Raw genomic sequence first — 19,448 nt, 5'->3', positions numbered from 1 at the left:
TGCACGCCACGCAGGAGCAGGGATTCTTCGACGGCCCGGTCGACCATTTAACCGCCATGCCAGTGCTAATCGACTACGTGCGCAACTCTATGAAACTCGACAACGCAACTATCGTTTCTCCTGACGCAGGGCGCATTAAGGTTTCCGAACAGTGGGCTGCGAAACTTGGCGATTTGCCGCTAGCGTTTATCCACAAAACTCGCGATATTACGCGCCCTAATCACGCTGAAGCTCACGGAATTATCGGTGAAATTCAGGGCCGCGACTGCATTGTGGTCGACGATATGATCGACACTGCCGGCACTATTTGCGAGGCTGTGCGCACGTTGCGTGGGGCGGGAGCGAAGTCTGTTACTTTGGTTGCAACGCACGCGCTACTTTCCGGGCCTGCAATAGAGCGTTTGAAGGCTGCGGGCGTGCGCGAAATTATTGTGACGGATACGGTGCCTGTGCCGGAGGAGAAGCGACTTGATAATATGACGGTGCTTTCGATTGCGCCGTTGCTCGCCGCTGGTATTCGTTCCGTGTTCCGCTCTGGTTCGCTTGTATCTTTGCGCAACGCGCTTCCGGAAGATATGAAGCACCATAATATTTACGCATAATATTTACGCATAATATTTACGCATGAAACTTACGTAAAAATATAAAATAAAACAAAGCAAATCCGCACACGCGGTTTCACAACGGCAGGAGGCAAATATGGTCGCCAATACTAAAGTTGCAGAAAATCAGGAATCGCTTTCCAAAGGCGACGCTTCCAAGGCGATTATTACCGTTGTCGGTTGCGATACTGTCGGCATTATTGCGAAAGTTACTTCGCACGCAGCCGAGCATAACGTAAACATTTTGAATATTTCGCAAACAATCGTCGACGGATTCTTCAACATGATGATGATTGTGGATACGGCTACTATGGATTGCGAATTTGGCGAGTTTGCAGACGGCTTGGAGTCGCTTGGTGCCGAAATTGGCGTGCGAATCCGCTGCCAGCGTAGCAATATTTTCACTGCAATGCACAGAATCTGAAATGTGCGAAATCTAGAATGTACGGAATCTAAACAAACGCACGGAATCTAAACAAACGTAAAATCTGAAACGCACGAAATCTAAACAAACGTAAAATCTGAAACGCACGAAATCTAAACAAACGTAAGGAAGTGTGCCATGCTCAACCTGATGGAAGTAAGCGAAACCAATTCGATGATTGAGCAAGAACAGCTCGACGTTCGCACAATCACCATGGGAATCAACCTGCTCGATTGTGCTTCGGAAAATCTGCAGGACGTATGCCGCAATGTTGAGGCAAAAATCACGCGTCTTGCAAAAGATCTCGTCAAAACTGGCAACGATATTTCGCGCGATTACGGCATTCCGATTGTAAACAAGCGAATTACAGTAACGCCGATTTCGCTGGTTGGCGCGTCGGCTTGCAAAAAACCTGAGGATTTTGTGCAAATTGCGCACGCGCTAGACAAGGCAGCGCACACAGTTGGAGTTGATTTAATCGGCGGATATTCCGCGCTTCCTGCAAAGTCAATGACCGCAGCCGACCGCATGCTTATTGAGTCGCTTCCGCAAGCCTTAAGCGAGACGGAGATTGTGTGCTCGTCCGTGAACGTCGGATCGACGCGCACCGGTATCGACATGGATTGCGTGGAGCTGCTTGGGCGCATTATTAAGCAGATTGCTGAAGCGACTGCCGCCAACGACTCCTACGGCTGCGTAAAATTTGTGGCTTTTTGCAACGCTCCGGACGACAATCCGTTCATGGCTGGCGGATTCCACGGCGTTACTGAAGGCGACGCGGTGATAAACGTGGGCGTGTCCGGACCGGGCGTTGTGTCGTGTGCGCTGGATGCGGCTCGCGGCAAAGACTTTGCTTTCTTGTGCGAAACAATTAAGCGCACGGCGTTTAAGATTACGCGAGTGGGGCAGTTGGTTGCGCAGGAGGCTTCGCGTAGGCTTGGCGTGCCGTTCGGAATTATTGATTTGTCGCTGGCGCCAACGCCTGCGGTTGGGGATTCCGTTGGCGAAGTGCTTGAGAAGATTGGCTTGGAGCAGGTTGGTGCGCCTGGCACGACTGCGGCGCTCGCAATGCTCAACGATCAGGTGAAGAAGGGCGGAATTATGGCCAGCAGCTACGTTGGTGGACTTTCCGGAGCGTTTATACCGGTTTCGGAAGATGCGAATATGATTGCTGCCGCGAAGTCTGGTTGCTTGACGATTGAGAAGCTTGAGGCGATGACTTGCGTGTGCTCGGTCGGTTTGGACATGATTGCGATTCCGGGGGATACGTCCGCCGCGACGATTTCCGGCATGATTGCGGACGAATCCGCAATCGGCATGATTAACCAGAAGACCACCGCCGTGCGCATCATTCCGGTAGTTGGCAAGGGCGTTGGCGAGATGGCGAACTTCGGCGGTTTGATGGGGTATGCGCCGATTATTCCGGTGAATCAGACCAGCTGCGAAGCGTTTGTGACGCGCGGCGGGCGTATTCCGGCGCCTGTTCACAGTTTTAAGAACTAACGGACGCTCCGACCTGCTTGAGCGCTGCACAGCGCTCGCGAAAGCAGCTCGGAGCGGAAACTCCGGAGAAAAATCTCCGGAGAATGTTCCAAAAAACGTCTAAAACAGCAACAAATGCCGGAGTTTTTCCCGCAAATGTTCCAAAAACCAGCAAAAACAGCAACAAATGCCGGAAATTCTCCCGCAAATGTTCCACAAAACCACCAAAACAGCAACAAACGCCGGAGAAAAAACTCCGGAGAATGTTCCAAAAATCAGCTGATGTAGCTACAAATGCCGGAAAATCCCCCCGCAAATGTTCCAAAAAACGGCCAAAACGCTCGCGCGGATTGCGACGCGCTCGCTACGAAACTCGCGTTGGAAGCACCCCGTGCTTCCAACGCGAGCGAGTTTCCGCTCCGAGTTGCCTTCGCGTGCGCTTTGACCGAGCTTGAAATCATTGGGATTTCAAGCTCCTTCAAAGCGTGATTTGGCTCAATTGTGAAGCACGGGGTGCTTCACATGCCAAATCAGCCGAACGGCTACCAATAGCCGTGAGGAATGAGCGCTCAGGCAGGTCGTCGCGCTACTGCACGTTGATCAGCACCGGCTCGCTGTGTAGCCCAGGCACGCGTTTGTGCACAATTCGGGCCACGTAAGTTCCGCGGTTCACTTTCGGCAGGTTTTCGTCCGCGACGCAACCCACGCCGGAAGTTGCGTTAGTATTCCACGTAATCTTTTTCTCGTAACGATCGCCTTTTGCCATCAGCAACGGCTTGAGCGTGCCATCGCACACATCCGAACGCCACACTGCGTGCGATAAGAAATCGTTCTTCCTAGCGTTTTTAACTTGGGTATCGTCAGCTTCTTTATGAGCATCTTTGCCCGTATTATCTGTATTTCCGCCGTTACTTTTGTCGCCGCCGTTTGCTGTGTTGTTTTCCGAGTCGGTTGCGTTGTTAATAGCGAGCACAGCGTTCATATCTGACGCGTCGATAAGACACGAAGTATTCCCTTCGTACACAAAGCGTTCCGTAAGTTCCACGCTGCCACCCATTGGCACATTCTGCGATTTAGTAGACAGCTCCAAGCGTATGTCGCGCGCGTTGCAACGTTTCGTCAAACCAACCGGACGCGGATCCGGCACCGCTTTTTTGGTGACGTTCACTTCGTGCCCTGAAAACGTGGTGCCAATTGCCGCAATGCCTTTTCCTAAACTAATAACGCAAAAAACCAGCAGCGATAGTAGGAGGATCAGCACCACGCTCACAAAAATGCGCCGACGAAGATACATGTTTCGTCGCGCCGCGCTCATGTTGCGCAAACGATTCGTGCCACGCTGCTGACCCTTACCGCGCAATGTGTCAGTACCACGCGCTGCATTGCGCTGTGCCGCGCGCTGTGGTTGCGCGCCCGCTTTGCGCTGCGACTTACGTGGGAACATGGCTGGCAATGACATACTCACCATTGTAATACATGGGTCGATGAGGCGAATGTTGTGTAATAATTGCGGAATTAAGTAAGTTTGTAATTAAGTAAGTGCGAATCACAAAATACAGCCACCTTTACGGCAAACGTTACCTTTACGGCAACGTTACTGTTCCGTCCTCAAGCACAACGATAAGTCCATCGTTATCAAGTGACGCAATGCACTCGCCAAGTTGTGCTTGATTTGACCATAAAGCGTTAATTTCATTGCGCTGTAAAGAATGTTGTTGCGTATGTTGTTGCGTATGTTGTTGTGAAATTTGTGACGAAATTTGTGACGAATGTGCTTTGCGTAACGCTTGCAAAATAATGCCGCGCACCTGACGATTAGTCCCAACGAAACGTTGCTGCGGACGCGTGCGGCGCGCACCAAGACCGGGGAAACCTGCGGCTTTGAAACGGCACCACCGTTGCAGCGGGCAGGTATCGCATTGCGGTGATTGCGCTGTGCAAAGAGTGGCGCCGATTTCCATAATAGATTGATTCCATACGGAGGATGTGCAAGTAGGAGAGGATTGAGTAGGCGCGCAAGTAGGAGCAGCAGGAGAGGAGTCATTGCTTGCTGCGTCGAAGTCGCTTTTTGGCAGCACCGCAGCGGCCAACTCGCGGTCAGCACGAGTAGTGCTACCTCCGTGCGACTCGACTCCGGCAAAAGTGCGCGTAAGCACGCGGCGAATATTCGTATCAATCACCGCAACTTGCTCGCCATAAGCAAAACTGAGCACCGCGCTCGCCGTATAATCACCCACGCCAGGCAAAGCGATAAGCTCCTCGTATGTGCGCGGCAGACTATTGTGATATTCGTTCGCAACTACGCGCGCGCACTCCTGCAAACGCAAGGCGCGTCGCGGATATCCAAGGCGACCCCAAGCCGTAATAACTTCGGCAGCGGTAGCGCAACTAAGCGACTGTGCATCAGGCCAAGTTTGCATCCACGCTGTCCAATACGGCACCACGCGACTCATTTGCGTTTGCTGGCTCATCACTTCGCACACCAGCACGCCCCAAGGAGTGGTGCGACCAAAGCGCCATGGCAAGTCACGGGCGCGCGTCTGCCAGAATAGTGCAACGCTAGAGCGCGTAAGTCGGGCTAGTTCGCTGAGTTCTTGAAGACGATAAAAATCCTGTGGCATAAGTCGTTAGTTACTATTTCGTTAGTTACTATCTCGTTACTATTTCGCTACTTTTTGTTAGTTACTATCTCGTTACTTTTCGTTACTTGCCGCCCGCAAAACCGAGCTGTCTCCACGCTTCATACACGGCAATCGACGCGCAATTCGTAAGATTCAAACTACGAAGCGACGGTCGCATTGGAAGTCGCACCTGCTCTGCCACGTGCGGACCAGCCATAATATCCATCGGATCCGGAATATCTCCTGGTTCCGGTCCAAAAAGCAGAATATCGTTCGGTTTATACTCAATTTCGGTGTAAAGTTTCGTAGCGTTTGCGGTAAACGCAATAATTCGCGAATCCGGCATCGACTCAACCAAATTCTCAAAATTCGGGTGCAAAACAACGTGCGCCATATCGTGATAATCCAAGCCGGCGCGACGCAACTTCGTATCGTGCAAATTAAAACCGAGCGGCTCAACAAGGTGCAAAATCGTGCCGGTTACAGCGCAAAGGCGAATCGCAGAACCGGTGTTGCCAGGAATGCGAGGGGAGTAGAAGCAAAGGTGAGGGGTGTGCGTTTCGGCGCGTGCGGCATCGTCGGCGCTGAGCATGGCGTCCATAACACTAATCGGATTGCCGTGGGCATCGGTTACGAGCTCGTCCGGGCCGTAGTTTGACTTGCGATAGCCGTATTCGTACATTTGCTCTACGCGGTTTGCTGCTGCTTTGTGTGCTTCGGCTTGCTTTTCGTCTTTTTCTGCTGCTTCTTGCGTATTCTCGCTGTTATTCATGCTATTCCTTAGCTTTTTAAGTATCTTTACGTAACTTCGTAATCGTAACGTATTTAGTTTACTCGCAACTTGTATCGTTTAATATGGCGCGAGTTTCTTTACAATATGCTTGAGTTTCGTCTATGAGTTTTGTAACTGATTTAGTTTTTTGGTTTTTACGAGGCTGGAAAATTTGTGTTTGCGCACGTCCCGTCCTTCGTCGCTCTGATTGTTAAAGGTTTTCATGTTTGCTTCGTTCTCTATGAACGTTGCTTCCTCAGTCCTCTTTTAGTGCTGAACACAATTTTTCCAGCCTCTCAAAACACTAAACACAACACAAAACTCATAGACTCGTGCAGTTTGTTGCGTAAGTGCGTGGTTTGCTCAGTGCAACTAAAGTCACGTAACTAAGCTGCGGGTGGTTTGGTGGTTGGGAGATTATTCTTAGCGTGGTGTGTGCAGCAGCATGAATGCTAGTGGCTTCTAGGCAATAATACTCAACGTCAGCGGAGCGCTAATGCTAGTGTCCACTAGGTGATAAGTACTCAGTGTGTGCAGCAGCACTAATGCTAAAGCTCACTAATCAACAAGTACTCAACGTCTGCAGAGCATTAATGTTAAAGTTCACTAATCAACAAGCAATCACCGTTCGCAGAAGCATAACTGCAAAGCTACATAAACATTTGCGGGAGTTTTTTCTCCGGCAAATGTTGTTGTTTTGGTGGTTTTTTGGAACATTTGCGGGAATTTTCCCGGTGTTTGTTGCTGTTTTGGTGGTTTTTTGGAACATTTGCGGGAATTTTCCCGGTGTTTGTTGCTGTTTTGGTGGTTTTGTGGAACATTTGCCGGAAGATTGTAGGACGTTTGTCGCTGTTTTTATCGGTGGTGTTAGGGTGGTGAAAAGTCCGGAGTTTTTGGTAGAGTAGACAGACTGTGTAAGGTGTGTCATATAGCGGGCATGCTCATGGAACCGAAGAAGGCGCCCGCGAATCACAATATGCTTAAAAAGCACTTCATTTGCCGCGATTTTCTTTAGTTTTCAACGATTAAATAGTTAACTAGCGAGTGATAAAGGAACGTCCATTGGCTGCTGAACAAGCTATGACGAGCACCACGAAAGTCATCGCACGCGCTGACGAGCATGATATTAAACTGCACAAAGCGTCAGATCGTGTGAATTTTGGCTCCATTTGTGAGCCTATTGATGTGCCATACCTCCTCGGCGTACAAACCGACAGCTTTGATTGGTTGATCGGTTCTGAACGCTGGAAGAAGCGCGTCGCCGAAGACGAAGCAAACGGAACTCACACCGTACCTCACGTTTCCGGTCTTGACGAAGTCTTCCAGGAGATTTCCCCAATCGAGAATTTTGCTGAGACAATGAGCCTCACATTCTCCGACCCATACTTTGAAGAACCACGTCACACCGTGCTCGAGTGCAAGGAAAAGGATTACACCTACTCCGCTCCACTTTACGTGAACGCTGAGTTTGAAAACGGCGAAACCGGCGAAATTAAAAGCCAAACCGTATTCATGGGTGACTTCCCACTGCAAACTCCACACGGCACCTTCATTATCGGCGGCACCGAGCGCGTTATCGTTTCGCAGCTCGTGCGCTCCCCAGGCGTGTACTTCGATCGCACTTCCGATCGCACTTCCGACAAGGACGTTTTCGGCGCGAAAATTATCCCAAGCCGCGGCGCATGGTTGGAATTTGAAATCGACAAGCGCGACGTTTTAGGCGTGCGCGTCGACCGCAAGCGTAAGCAATCCGCAATCGTATTCCTTATGGCAATCGGCATGACCAAAGACGAAATTGCCGACGCCTTCCAAGGATACCCACTCGTTTTGGATGCGCTCGCAAAGGAACCAATCGAAACGCAAGACGACGCTCTTACCGACTTGTATCGCAAGATTCGCCCAGCCGACACTGCAACTCCAGAAGCTGGTCGCAATCTTCTCGATTCCTTCTACTTCAACACAAAGCGCTACGATTTGGCTCGCGTTGGCCGCTACAAGATCAACCGCAAGCTTGGTCTCGAAGCAGACTACGGCGATCGCAGCTTGAACCGCGAAGATATTATCGCCACCATCAAGTATTTGGTAACCTTACATTCCGGCGAGAAAACCTTCCCAGGTAAGCGCGACGGTCAAGACGTGCAGTTGCGCGTTGACGTTGACGATATCGACCACTTCGGCAACCGTCGTATCCGTCAGGTTGGCGAGTTGGTACAGAACCAGCTTCGTACCGGCTTAAGCCGCATGGAGCGCGTTGTGCGCGAACGTATGACAACGCAAGACGCTGAGGCAATTACTCCTCAGTCCTTGATCAACATTCGCCCAGTAAACGCAACAATTAAGGAATTCTTCGGAACTTCTCAGCTCAGCCAGTTTATGGATCAAAACAATCCATTGGCAGGCGTTACGAACAAGCGTCGTCTTTCCGCACTCGGCCCTGGTGGTCTTTCTCGCGACCGCGCTTCCATGGAAGTTCGAGACGTGCACCCATCCCACTTCGGACGTATGTGCCCAATCGAATCCCCAGAAGGTCCAAACATCGGTCTTATCGGTTCTTTGGCAACCTTCGGACGAATCAACCCATTCGGCTTCATCGAAACGCCATACCGCAAGGTTATTAACGGTCACGTAACGAACGAAGTCGAATACATGACCGCAGATCGCGAAGCCGAGCACGTTATTGCCCAGGCAAACCAGGAACTCGACGAAAACGGCAACTTCGTTGGCACTCAGGCACTCGCCCGCGTGGACGAAGAAGAAGCAGTCGATGTGCCTGTGAGCACCGTAGATTACATGGACGTTTCCCCACGCCAGATGGTTTCCCTCGGCGCTTCCTTGATTCCATTCTTGGAGCACGACGAAGGCCACCGTGCATTGATGGGTACGAACATGCAGCGTCAGGCAGTGCCGCTTATTAAGTCCGAGCGACCACTCGTTGGTACCGGTTCCGAATGGCGTGCAGCAGTTGATTCCGGCGACGTAATCCTAGCTGAAAAGCCGGGCGTCGTAACCTACGTTTCTGCCGATATTATTCGCGTTATGAACGACGACGGAACCCAATCCAGCTACAAGCTTTCCAAGTTCCAGCGTTCCAACCAAACCACCTGCTACAACCAAGTGCCGCTTATTAAAGACGGCGAGCGCGTTGAAGCTGGCACGGTGCTTGCTGACGGTCCTGCAACCGAAAAGGGTGAGCTTGCGTTGGGTAAGAATTTGCTCGTTGCGTTCATGCCTTGGAACGGTTACAACTACGAGGATGCTATTATTATTTCCCAGCGTCTCGTGCAGGACGATACGCTTTCTTCCATTCATATTGAAGAATACGAAATCGACGCTCGCGAAACCAAGCTTGGTTCCGAAGAGATTACTCGCGACTTGCCAAACGTTGGTGAAGACGCGATTGCAAACCTCGACGAACGCGGTATCATTCGCATCGGTGCTGAAGTTGAAGCTGGCGACATTTTGGTTGGTAAGGTAACGCCAAAGGGTGAGACCGAACTTACTCCAGAAGAGCGTTTGCTCCGCGCAATCTTCGGCGAAAAGAGCCGCGAAGTGCGCGATACTTCGCTCCGCGTGCCACACGGCGAAACCGGTACCGTGATTGCAGTTAAGGAAATCACTCGCGAAGACGCTGAAGACGACGGCGACGAGCTTCCAAACGGCGTGAACCAAATGATTCGCGTCTACATCGCTCAGCACCGTAAGATTACGCAAGGCGATAAGCTTTCCGGCCGCCACGGCAACAAGGGTGTTATTTCCCGCATTCTTCCAGAAGAAGATATGCCGTTCTTGGCTGACGGTACTCCAGTTGACATCATGCTCAACCCGTTGGGTGTGCCTTCTCGAATGAACTTGGGCCAGGTGCTCGAGCTTCACTTGGGTTGGATTGCTCACGCTGGCTGGGATATTAACTTGGATCCAGATTTGGAAGCAGCTTGGAAGAAGTACGTGCCGCAGGGTGCTGAGCATGGCGATCCATGCACTCCGGTTGCAACCCCAGTATTCGACGGCGTTCGCCCAGAAACTTTGAAGGGCTTGCTTTCCACCACGCTCGCAAACCGTGACGGCGACAAGTTGGTTGGCTCTGATGGTAAGGCAACGTTGTTCGACGGCCGCACTGGTGAGCCATTCCCGAAGCCAATTTCCGTCGGCTACATGTACATTTTGAAGCTGCATCATTTGGTTGATGATAAGATTCACGCGCGCTCCACTGGTCCTTACTCCATGATTACCCAGCAGCCGTTGGGTGGTAAGGCTCAGTTCGGCGGCCAGCGCTTCGGCGAAATGGAAGTGTGGGCGCTCGAGGCTTACGGCGCTGCTTACACCTTGCACGAAATGATGACCACGAAGTCTGATGACGTCGACGGCCGCGTGCGCGTGTATGGCGCTATTGTCAAGGGCAATAACCTTCCGCCAGCTGGTATTCCTGAATCATTCAAGGTGTTGCTTAAGGAAATGCAGTCGCTTTCCCTTAATGTTGAGGTGCTGAACGCTGAAGGCGTCGCAATCGACATGAAGGATGAGGAAGACGATCCAATTCCATCAGACGACCTTGGTTTCAACATTGGCGCTCGACCAGATTCGTCCGCCAAGGAAGACCAGATTGCTGTTGATGAACCTGAATACCAGTGATTCGGTGAGAAATAATCGAATAATCGAATAATCGAATAATCGAATAATACGGAACGTAAAACGGAAGTAAAACGGAAGTAATACGGAACGATTATTTCGAAACGGACACTACTTTAAGAAATTAAGAAACGTTAGAAAACAATTTCATGAGACAGGACGATAATAGTGCTGGACGTCAACGCATTTGACAAACTGAGGATTGGACTGGCCACCGCCGACGACATCCGTAGCTGGAGCCACGGCGAAGTAAAGAAGCCAGAAACCATTAATTACCGTACCCTAAAGCCGGAGAAGGACGGTCTGTTCGGCGAGCAGATCTTCGGTCCAACTCGCGACTGGGAATGCGCATGCGGCAAATACAAGCGCGTGCGATTTAAGGGAATCGTGTGCGAGCGATGCGGCGTGGAAGTTACTCGCAGCCGCGTTCGCCGCGAACGCATGGGACACATCGAGCTTGCAGCTCCGGTGACGCACATTTGGTTCTTCAAAGGTGTGCCAAGCCGTTTGGGCTACTTACTCGACATTGCACCAAAAGATCTTGAAAAAGTAATCTACTTCGCAGCCTACATGGTTACGAAAGTCGACGAAGAACAGCGTCACCAGGATCTTCCAGATTTGCAAGACGAATTCGATACCGAAATCGGCAACCTTCGCAAGCGTCGCGACAACGAAATCGAAGCGCGCGCTAAGAAAGTTGAAGAAGACTTGCGCGAGTTGGAAGAATCCGGAGAAGCCAAAGGTAGCGCCCGCGCCAAGCTCCGTGCCAGCGCAGAACGCGAAATGGCCGCCATCCGCACCCGCTACGATGAGCAGATTCAGCGCTTAAACGCCGTATTCGACCGCTTCAAAGGCTTGCGTGCCGGCGATATGGAAGGCGACGTTGACCTTTGGCGCGAAATGGAAGACCGCTACGGCGACTACTTCGAAGGCTGCATGGGCGCTGAAGCTATTAAAAAGCGTTTGCAAGATTTCGATTTGAAGTCTGCCGCCGAAGAACTTCGCGCAGAAATCGACAACGGAACCGGCCAGCGCAAAGCTCGCGCTTTGAAGCGACTGAAAGTTGTGAACGCTTTCTTGACTACTGGAAACAAGCCAGAAGCTATGGTTTTGGACGTAATCCCAGTAATCCCGCCAGATTTGCGACCAATGGTTCAGCTCGATGGCGGCCGTTTCGCAACATTCGATTTGAACGATCTGTACCGTCGCGTAATCAACCGTAACAACCGTTTGAAGCGACTTATTGAGCTTGGCGCGCCTGAAATCATGCTCAACAACGAAAAGCGCATGCTTCAGGAAGCAGTCGACTCGCTCTTCGACAACGGTCGCCGCGGACGCCCAGTAACCGGCGCATCCAACCGACCACTAAAGTCGCTTTCCGACATGCTCAAAGGTAAGCAGGGCCGATTCCGCCAGAACTTGCTCGGTAAGCGCGTCGACTACTCCGGCCGTTCCGTAATCGTCGTTGGTCCAAGCCTTCGCATGCACCAGTGCGGTTTGCCAAAACCAATGGCATTGGAACTGTTCAAGCCGTTCGTTATCAAGCGTTTGGTTGATCAGGGCTTCGCGCAGAATATGAAGAGCGCAAAGCGTTTGGTCGACCGCGGCGACTCCGAAGTGTGGGGCGTTTTGGAGGAAGTTATTTCCGAACATCCTGTGCTGCTGAACCGCGCACCTACACTCCACCGCTTGGGTATTCAGGCCTTCGAGCCGATTTTGGTTGAAGGTAAAGCAATCCACCTGCCACCACTTGCCTGCGCCGCATTCAACGCAGACTTCGATGGCGACCAGATGGCAGTGCACTTACCACTTTCCGCCGAAGCTCAGGCAGAAGCGCGCACCTTGATGATGGCTTCCGACAATATTTTGAAGCCGGCAGACGGCCACACCGTCACCATGCCATCTCAGGATATGATTTTGGGTCTTTACTACTTGTCTACCGTAATCGAGGGAGCCAAGGGTCAGGGCCGCATCTTCTCCTCGCTCGCCGAAGCTGAAATGGCGCTCGACAAGCACGAAATTGACATGCAGGCAAAGGTACTTATCCGCGTTCCTGCAGACTTCGTGCTGCCAAAGAATTGGGAACCTTCCGAGCTTAAGGTCGTTGATCCAGAGCCAGGCAGCCCAGACGTTGTGCGCGAAGAGCGTTTTAAGGACGGAACAGTACTGTTCGCAACTTCCTGCGGACGTATCTTGTTCAACGGAACTTTGCCAGTTGACTACCCGTTCGTAAACGAGCAGGTTCCAAAGGGCGTACTTTCCAAGATCGTCGACGATATCGCAACCCGCTACTCAACGGCACAAGTTGCAGCAAGCCTTGATGCTTTGAAGGATCTCGGCTTTACTCGCGCACCTTGGTCCGGCGTAACAATGGCATTCTCCGATATTGTGCTTCCTCCAAACCGCGAGCAAATCGCGCAAGATTACGAGGATCAGGCTGCAAAAATCAACTCCCAGTACGACATGGGTCTTCTCACCGACGAAGAACGTCGCCAAGAGCTGATCAACTTGTGGACTGAATGCACAGACAAGGTTGCAGACGCAATGCGCGAAAATTTCCACGACGACAACAACGTGAACATCATGGTTCAGTCAGGCGCACGTGGTAACTGGATGCAGATTCGCCAGATTGCTGGTATGCGAGGCCTCGTGGCAAACCCTAAGGGCGAGATTATTCCTCGACCTGTGAAGTCCAACTACCGCGACGGCTTGTCCGTGTTGGAGTACTTCATCTCCCAGCACGGCGCGCGCAAGGGCCTGGCAGATACCGCACTTCGTACGGCAGAATCTGGCTACTTGACTCGTCGACTCGTGGACGTTTCTCAGGAAGTAATCGTGCGCGAAGAAGACTGCGGCACGAAGCGCGGCCTTATGATGAAGATCGCCGACCGCGACGAAAACGGCAACTTGACGCTGGTTAAGGCTGCTGACGGTGGCCCATACTCGCGCTTGCTCGCTGCGGACGTTATCGATCCTGCCGACGGTACGACAGTTTTGGCAAAGTGCGGTGACGCGCTTTCTATGGACGTTTTGCGCGATTTGGTTGCGCACGGCGTTGAGGAAGTTAAGGCGCGCTCCGTGCTCACCTGCGAATCCAAGCGCGGCGTTTGCGCAAAGTGCTACGGCTGGTCCTTGGCTACGAGCCGACTCGTGGACGTTGGCGAGGCCGTTGGTATCGTGGCAGCACAGTCCATTGGTGAGCCTGGTACGCAGCTTACGCTTCGTTCCTTCCACTCCGGTGGTGTTGCTTCGGCTTCCGATATTACGCAGGGTCTTCCTCGTGTTACGGAGCTTTTCGAGGCTCGTACCCCTAAGGGCGAGGCTCCAATCGCAGAGTTCCCAGGCGTTGTGAAGGTTGAGGATACCGACCACGGCCGTCAGGTGACTTTGACTCCAGACGACACTACGGTTGAGCCAATCGTTTACCCTGTGACGCGCCGTGCGCCAATGCTTGTAAAGGATGGCGACCACGTTGAAGTTGGTACGCAGCTTATCGAAGGTTCCGTGGATCCTAAGAAGATTCTGCGAATTCTCGGCCCGCGCGCCGCTCAGGTGAACATCGTGGAAGAAGTGCACAACGTGTACCGCTCTCAGGGCGTCGACATTCACGATAAGCACATTGAGGTTATCGTGCACCAGATGCTTCGCCGCATTACGGTGATCGATTCCGGCGACACCGAGCTTCTTCCGGGCGAGCTTGTGGACCAGGCTAAGTTCCGCGAGGCAAACTTGGCTGCCGTGAAGAACGGTGGAAAGCCTGCTGCTGGTCGACCAGAGCTTATGGGTATTACCAAGGCTTCGTTGGCTACGGATTCCTGGCTTTCTGCAGCATCGTTCCAGGAGACTACGCGCGTGCTTACCGAAGCCGCCTTGAGCCAGAAGGAAGATGACCTTAAGGGCTTGAAGGAGAACGTGATTATCGGTAAGCTCATCCCAGCCGGTACCGGTTTGGCGCGTTACCGCAACGCTAACGTGGAGCCGGATCCTCAGGTGCGTGACTCTATTTATCCGAACTTCGGTTTGGGCGGTGCGGATAGCACGCCTTCGAACTTCGGTGAGAGCGACATGGGCGACGTGGACTTCTCCAACATCGACTTCGGCGATATGAAGCTCGGCGACGACTTTAATCCGGATGACTTCCTTGACGATCAGGGTGGTCAGGGCGATTACGGTGACGAGGCTGAGTGAGCTGAGTTAAACCTTATATAAATGGGGCTTCAAGCTTTCGGGCTTGAAGCTCCTTTTTTGTTGCGCGTTGGTGCTGGCGGCGTTGGTTGCGGCGTTGGTTTTGGCGGTTATCGGACACTCGTGCAGTCGGAGCGCTGCGCGAGTGTCTCATTTTGCTTGTTTTGGGACACTCGTGCAGTACTGTTTCTGCGCGCGTGTCTCATTTTGCTTACCTTCGGACCCGCGTGCAGTTGGCGCGCTGCGTGCGTGTCTGATTTTGCTTACCTTCGGACACTCGTGCAGTCAGTGTTCTGCATTAGTGTCCCTTGCGTAGTATTTGTAATCTTACGTAACTACTTATTTTCGTGCGCTCAATAACTTTTATCCACAATGCGTTAATCTTATTGCACAAGTATTGTCAAGTCGAATAACCTCAGTCGTATGATTGAAGTAAATACTAGTATTATCAGAATGATTTCAAACGCTGAACAAGAGCGTACATGCATTCGACCTGTCACCAATGCGCAAAAGCAGTATCTAAAGAAACGCGTGAAGAAAGGCGCTTTTGTGCGCACTTTCCGCAATCTTTACGCGCAAACTGATTATTGGCAAAGGTTATATACGTCAGAACGCATACGTCATGTAGCGCTTTCCTTGATGGATATTTATCCAGATTGGAAGTTTACTGTGACGAGTGGAGCAGTTTTATTAGGATATGATGTTGTTGAAGATTATGACACGCTGTTTGTTGGTAGCAAATATGATTCACAGAAAACGAATTTGCAAACGCTTCCCACGCAGATTTATGTTCGCTCAACAACTAACAAATCTACGCACGATAATCCGCAATTGCATCGTATTCGCGCAACCGGAATGGAGCAGGATGGCACTAGCGACGACGTACGGATTGTGCAGCCGAGTCGAAAATATGACGGGAAGCTTATTACGCTTCCGCATTTAAGCGACAGAGTAAGTTACGAGATTAGAAGTCATATTGTTGACAAGAGTACGCTGCTTTTTGATGCTGCTAACAGTTTGAGTTTTAGGGCTGCGTTGCCTATTTTTGATTCTGCTGCGCGCGATAACGTGAATTTTAACAAGGTTCTTGAGATTTGCGGAAGAAGATACGGTGGAAGATATGGTGTTGGTGTTGGCGGTGTTGGTGTTGGCGGAGTTGGTTGCGGTGTTGGTGTTGGCGGTGTTGGTATTGGCGGTAGCGGCGTAGCTGGCAACGGCTTTGGAGTTAGTGGCGTAGTTGGTTTCGGCAGTAATGCGGATCCTATTTTTAGGCTGCGTCGCCTCTGTTGTTTTGCGAATGGTTTAAGCGAGAATGGCGGCGAGTCTTTCGCGCGCGGCACGATGATTGATCTTGGGTTTATGGTGCCTGAGTTGCAGCATGAGTTTGTTGCGCCTAATTCTGGGGTTAAGTATAGGTGTGATTTTTTGTGGCGGGTTCCTGGCGGTGGCCTGATTGTTGGCGAGCTTGATGGGTATGACAAGTATTTTGTTGATTCGACTAATTCTACGCATGCGAATATCAACTTTAATTCTTCGTCGGATACTCAAATGTTGCGTAATTCCTACAATCAGACCGCTATTAATCGCAATATTGATAGGCAGGCTGAGCGTGAATCGGTGCTTTTTAGGGAGTGCGGCGTGAGTAAGATTGTGCGCTTTAATTTTGCGGATGTTGTTGGCGTTAAGAATCTTGAGCGGAAGCTTATTGAGGCTGGTGTGCCGCGGATTATGCGCGTTGGATGATTGCGCGCGCTTAGCGTTGTTCTGCGTTAGTGTCTCATTTTGCTTGTTTTGGGACACTCGTGCAGATTGCGCGCTGCGTTAGGGTCTCTTAATCCCGTTCTTCGGACCCGCGTGCAGTCGTCGCGCTGCGTTAGGGTCTCATTTTGCTTGTTTTGGGACACTCGTGCAGTTGGCGCGCTGCGTTAGGGTCTCTGGTTGACAGTTTTCAGACCCGCGTGCAGTTGGTGCGCTGCGTTAGGGTCTCTTAATCCCGTTCTTCGGACCCGCGTGCAGTTGGTGCGCTGCGTTAGTAACGTATGGTCGGCGAATTGGGAAAAATATTTAGACAATTTTGGATGGCATCATGGCAGAAGCGAATAAAGAGATTGTTGTAATAGATGAAACTACAGTGAAAAGTAAGATCTACTATATAAGAAATCAAAAAGTTATGCTTGATTCAGATTTAGCTGAAATATACGGTTACGAAACAAAAATGTTTAATAGACAGGTTAAAAGGAATATTGAAAAATTTGATGACGATTTTATGTTCCAATTAACCGATGAGGAAGTATATGAACTTTCAAGGTACCATTTTGGCACCTTGAACGGTGGGCAAGTATCTGAACTTTCAGGGTCGCATTTTGCGACCTTGAACAAGGCGCAAGGCAGAGGCAGTAATATTAAATACAAGCCCTACGCCTTTACGGAACAGGGCATCTATATGCTTATGACTGTATTAAGGGGAGAACTTGCAGTTAAACAAAGCAAGGCTTTAATACGAATGTTTAAGCAGATGAAAGACTTCATTGTTGAAAATAGAGACTTTCTTAGCTCAAAAGAAATGACGCAACTGTCATTGCAAACAAGTCAAAATACGAATGACATAATGCAGCATTCGCAAGAAATAGCAAATATTAACGATAAAATTGGCACCTTAGCAACAAAAGAAGATTTGAAAAAGGTGATGGATAATTTTATAGATCCGGACACCTACAAGCATTTTCTTTTGCTGAATGGAGATAAGATAGAAGCCGATGTTGCCTATACAAAAATATATAAGTCAGCAAAGAAAAGCATTTATGTTATAGATAACTATATAGGGCTTAAAACATTGGAACTTTTAAGGGCTGCAAGAGATAACACGCAAATCGTAGTTTTTAGCGATAATGTAAGAAATAAAGATATGCTTACGAAAAATATTTTAGATGATTTTAGAAAAGATTATCCTAATATAGACCTGAATTTGAAGATGGCCGATAAAAAATACCACGATAGGTATATTGCAATAGACTTTGGGTCAGAAAATGAGGCCTTTTATCTTTGTGGAGCGTCATCAAAGGATGCGGGAAATAAAATATCGAGTATTACACAAATAGAAGAATCGTCGAAGGATATGTATCATGCAATGTTTGCTGGAATGTTAAACAATGAGAATTTGAAAATTTGATATACAGGAACGGGCTTTTAGAGCGTCGCGCTGCGTTAGGGTCTCTGGTTGGTGGCTGTGTGACATTGGTGCAGTTGGCTTTCTGCGTGAGCGCTTTGACCGAGCTTGAAATCATTGGGATTTCGAGCTCCTTCAAAGCGGAAACTCGCTTAAGTTGGAAGTCCGGGGGAGACTTCCAACGCGAGTTTCGTAGCGAGCGCGTTACCCGCGCGAGCGCTTTACTGTTTTTTCGTTACTAGTGCAGATGAGTGACTGCGCGAGTAACGAATATTGACGTTTTTTCGTTACTGGCGCAGTATGGTTTCTGCGTGCGTGTCTGATTTTGCTTATGGTGCGCTTATGTAGTAAAAATATCGATTTTGGGGTGAATTGCGGTAATAAAAAATATCGATTTTGGGGTAGATTACAGTAATAAAAAATATCGATTTTGGGAAGAAAGGCGGAATTGCAATGGTTTACGAAGGTAATACGTCAGCTAAAACTCATCGTAATCTTATGTGATAGCTCCTGCACTAAATCTCGCGCCAAATCTCGCGCCAAATCTCGCGCTAAATGATTTTGTAGATTGGCTGTTTGTTGATTGCCGTAATGAACGCTTTTCTTTGCAACTCCGCATCGCCGCCATCGCAAAGTGGTTTCGTTACGTAATCTTTGTTTACAAGATCCACTTTTCTTCCTAAACATTCGGACAGAGCTAAGCGTAATTCTTGCTTTTTTCTCGCTTCTTCGATAGCCGATTGCGGTGACTGCGGGTTTGGATCGTTACGAATTTTGTAAATGAAGTCAACGTCCGAATCGCGGTTTGCTGCGTTTCGCGCGACCGAGCCAAAAAGGTACAGCTCGTCTACGCCTAATTTGCGCGCTGTTTTTTCGCACAAATTTTTAACTGCGATTGGCGTTAGTTCAGACGCGCCGATGGCAAGCGAATTAGAAGATGCAATATTATTTGCCATCCTACTTCCTCCTCGTATTGCTTATGCTCGCAGTATTTTGCGTATGTTTTGTGAGCTGTTGTATTAACTGAAATTTTATACCATAATGCGCAATTAATCACACCTTATTAATAGACGACCTGCTTGAGCGCTGCGATTTGGCGACCTTCCCGCAGATTGTGTTCTGCGTTAGGGTCTCTTAATCCCGTTCTTCGGACCCGCGTGCAGTCGTCGCGCTGCGTTAGGGTCTCTTAATCCCGTTCTTCGGACCCGCGTGCAGTCGTCGCGCTGCGTTAGGGTCTCTTAATCCCGTTCTTCGGACCCGCGTGCAGTTGGCGCGCTGCGCGCGTGTCTCATTTTGCTTGTTTTGGGACACTGGTGCAGTTGGCGTGCTGCGTGAGGGTCTGATTTTGCTTATGGTGCGCTTATGTAGTAAAAATATCGATTTTGGGGTAAATTACGGTAATAAAAAATATCGATTTTGGGGTAGATTACGGTAATAAAAAATATCGATTTTGGGGTAATTTGATAAAATAAAAATGTTGATTTTGGGAAGAAAGGCGGAATTGCAATGGTTTACGAAGGTAATACGTCAGCTAAAACTCATCGTAATCTTATGTGATAGCTCCTGCACT

At 50.0% G+C, this 19,448-nt stretch carries 12 protein-coding genes; 8 read left to right on the top strand and 4 right to left on the bottom strand.

The window, feature by feature from the left end:
- From prs to AXE77_RS02760, 3 genes are all read left to right on the top strand, one after another.
- Positions 1-602, top strand: a 602-nt coding sequence (gene prs / locus AXE77_RS06800; protein WP_240612624.1) for a ribose-phosphate diphosphokinase, incomplete at its 5' end; no start/stop codon positions are given.
- Between the two features lie 97 nt (positions 603-699).
- Positions 700-1,026, top strand: coding sequence for an ACT domain-containing protein (locus AXE77_RS02765; RefSeq protein ID WP_116711997.1), 327 nt, complete (start codon positions 700-702; stop codon positions 1,024-1,026).
- Between the two features lie 138 nt (positions 1,027-1,164).
- Positions 1,165-2,529: a PFL family protein gene (locus tag AXE77_RS02760; RefSeq protein ID WP_116711996.1), complete on the top strand. Its 1,365-nt coding sequence runs from the start codon at positions 1,165-1,167 to the stop codon at positions 2,527-2,529.
- A 565-nt stretch (positions 2,530-3,094) separates the two neighbouring features.
- Here the strand turns inward: AXE77_RS02760 and AXE77_RS02750 are convergent.
- The 3 genes from AXE77_RS02750 to AXE77_RS02740 form a co-directional block, all read right to left on the bottom strand.
- Complete coding sequence (locus AXE77_RS02750; RefSeq protein WP_116712072.1) at positions 3,095-3,823, bottom strand: peptide ABC transporter permease; 729 nt, start codon at positions 3,821-3,823, stop codon at positions 3,095-3,097.
- A gap of 268 nt (positions 3,824-4,091) precedes the next feature.
- The gene (locus AXE77_RS02745) at positions 4,092-5,129 is read right to left on the bottom strand and encodes an HhH-GPD family protein (RefSeq protein ID WP_116711994.1); all 1,038 of its coding nucleotides are present in this window, start codon (positions 5,127-5,129) and stop codon (positions 4,092-4,094) included.
- 82 nt (positions 5,130-5,211) lie between these two features.
- A complete protein-coding gene (locus AXE77_RS02740; RefSeq protein ID WP_116711993.1) occupies positions 5,212-5,901 on the bottom strand; it encodes a tRNA (cytidine(34)-2'-O)-methyltransferase in 690 nt (229 codons plus the stop codon).
- 593 nt (positions 5,902-6,494) lie between these two features.
- Between AXE77_RS02740 and AXE77_RS02735 the strand changes: the two genes are divergently transcribed.
- From AXE77_RS02735 to AXE77_RS02710, 5 genes are all read left to right on the top strand, one after another.
- Positions 6,495-6,806, top strand: a complete 312-nt coding sequence (locus tag AXE77_RS02735; protein WP_165846032.1) for a hypothetical protein — start codon at positions 6,495-6,497, stop codon at positions 6,804-6,806.
- Between the two features lie 175 nt (positions 6,807-6,981).
- Entirely contained in the window at positions 6,982-10,530 is a 3,549-nt protein-coding gene (gene rpoB / locus AXE77_RS02730; protein WP_165846044.1) for a DNA-directed RNA polymerase subunit beta, read from the top strand.
- Positions 10,531-10,695: 165 nt separating this feature from the next.
- Positions 10,696-14,715: a DNA-directed RNA polymerase subunit beta' gene (locus AXE77_RS02725; RefSeq protein WP_116711990.1), complete on the top strand. Its 4,020-nt coding sequence runs from the start codon at positions 10,696-10,698 to the stop codon at positions 14,713-14,715.
- Positions 14,716-15,135: 420 nt separating this feature from the next.
- Complete coding sequence (locus AXE77_RS02715) at positions 15,136-16,455, top strand: AMP-dependent synthetase (protein WP_116711988.1); 1,320 nt, start codon at positions 15,136-15,138, stop codon at positions 16,453-16,455.
- A 343-nt stretch (positions 16,456-16,798) separates the two neighbouring features.
- Entirely contained in the window at positions 16,799-17,881 is a 1,083-nt protein-coding gene (locus tag AXE77_RS02710; RefSeq protein ID WP_116711987.1) for an ORF6N domain-containing protein, read from the top strand.
- Positions 17,882-18,429: 548 nt separating this feature from the next.
- Here the strand turns inward: AXE77_RS02710 and AXE77_RS02700 are convergent.
- The gene (locus tag AXE77_RS02700) at positions 18,430-18,834 is read right to left on the bottom strand and encodes a nucleotidyltransferase family protein (protein WP_116711986.1); all 405 of its coding nucleotides are present in this window, start codon (positions 18,832-18,834) and stop codon (positions 18,430-18,432) included.
- Positions 18,835-19,448 lie beyond the last annotated feature (614 nt).

Source organism: Gardnerella massiliensis, from assembly GCF_003408845.1.
Taxonomy (GTDB): Bacteria; Actinomycetota; Actinomycetes; order Actinomycetales; family Bifidobacteriaceae; genus Bifidobacterium; species Bifidobacterium vaginale_H.
This window is presented reverse-complemented; position numbering and strand designations above follow the sequence as displayed.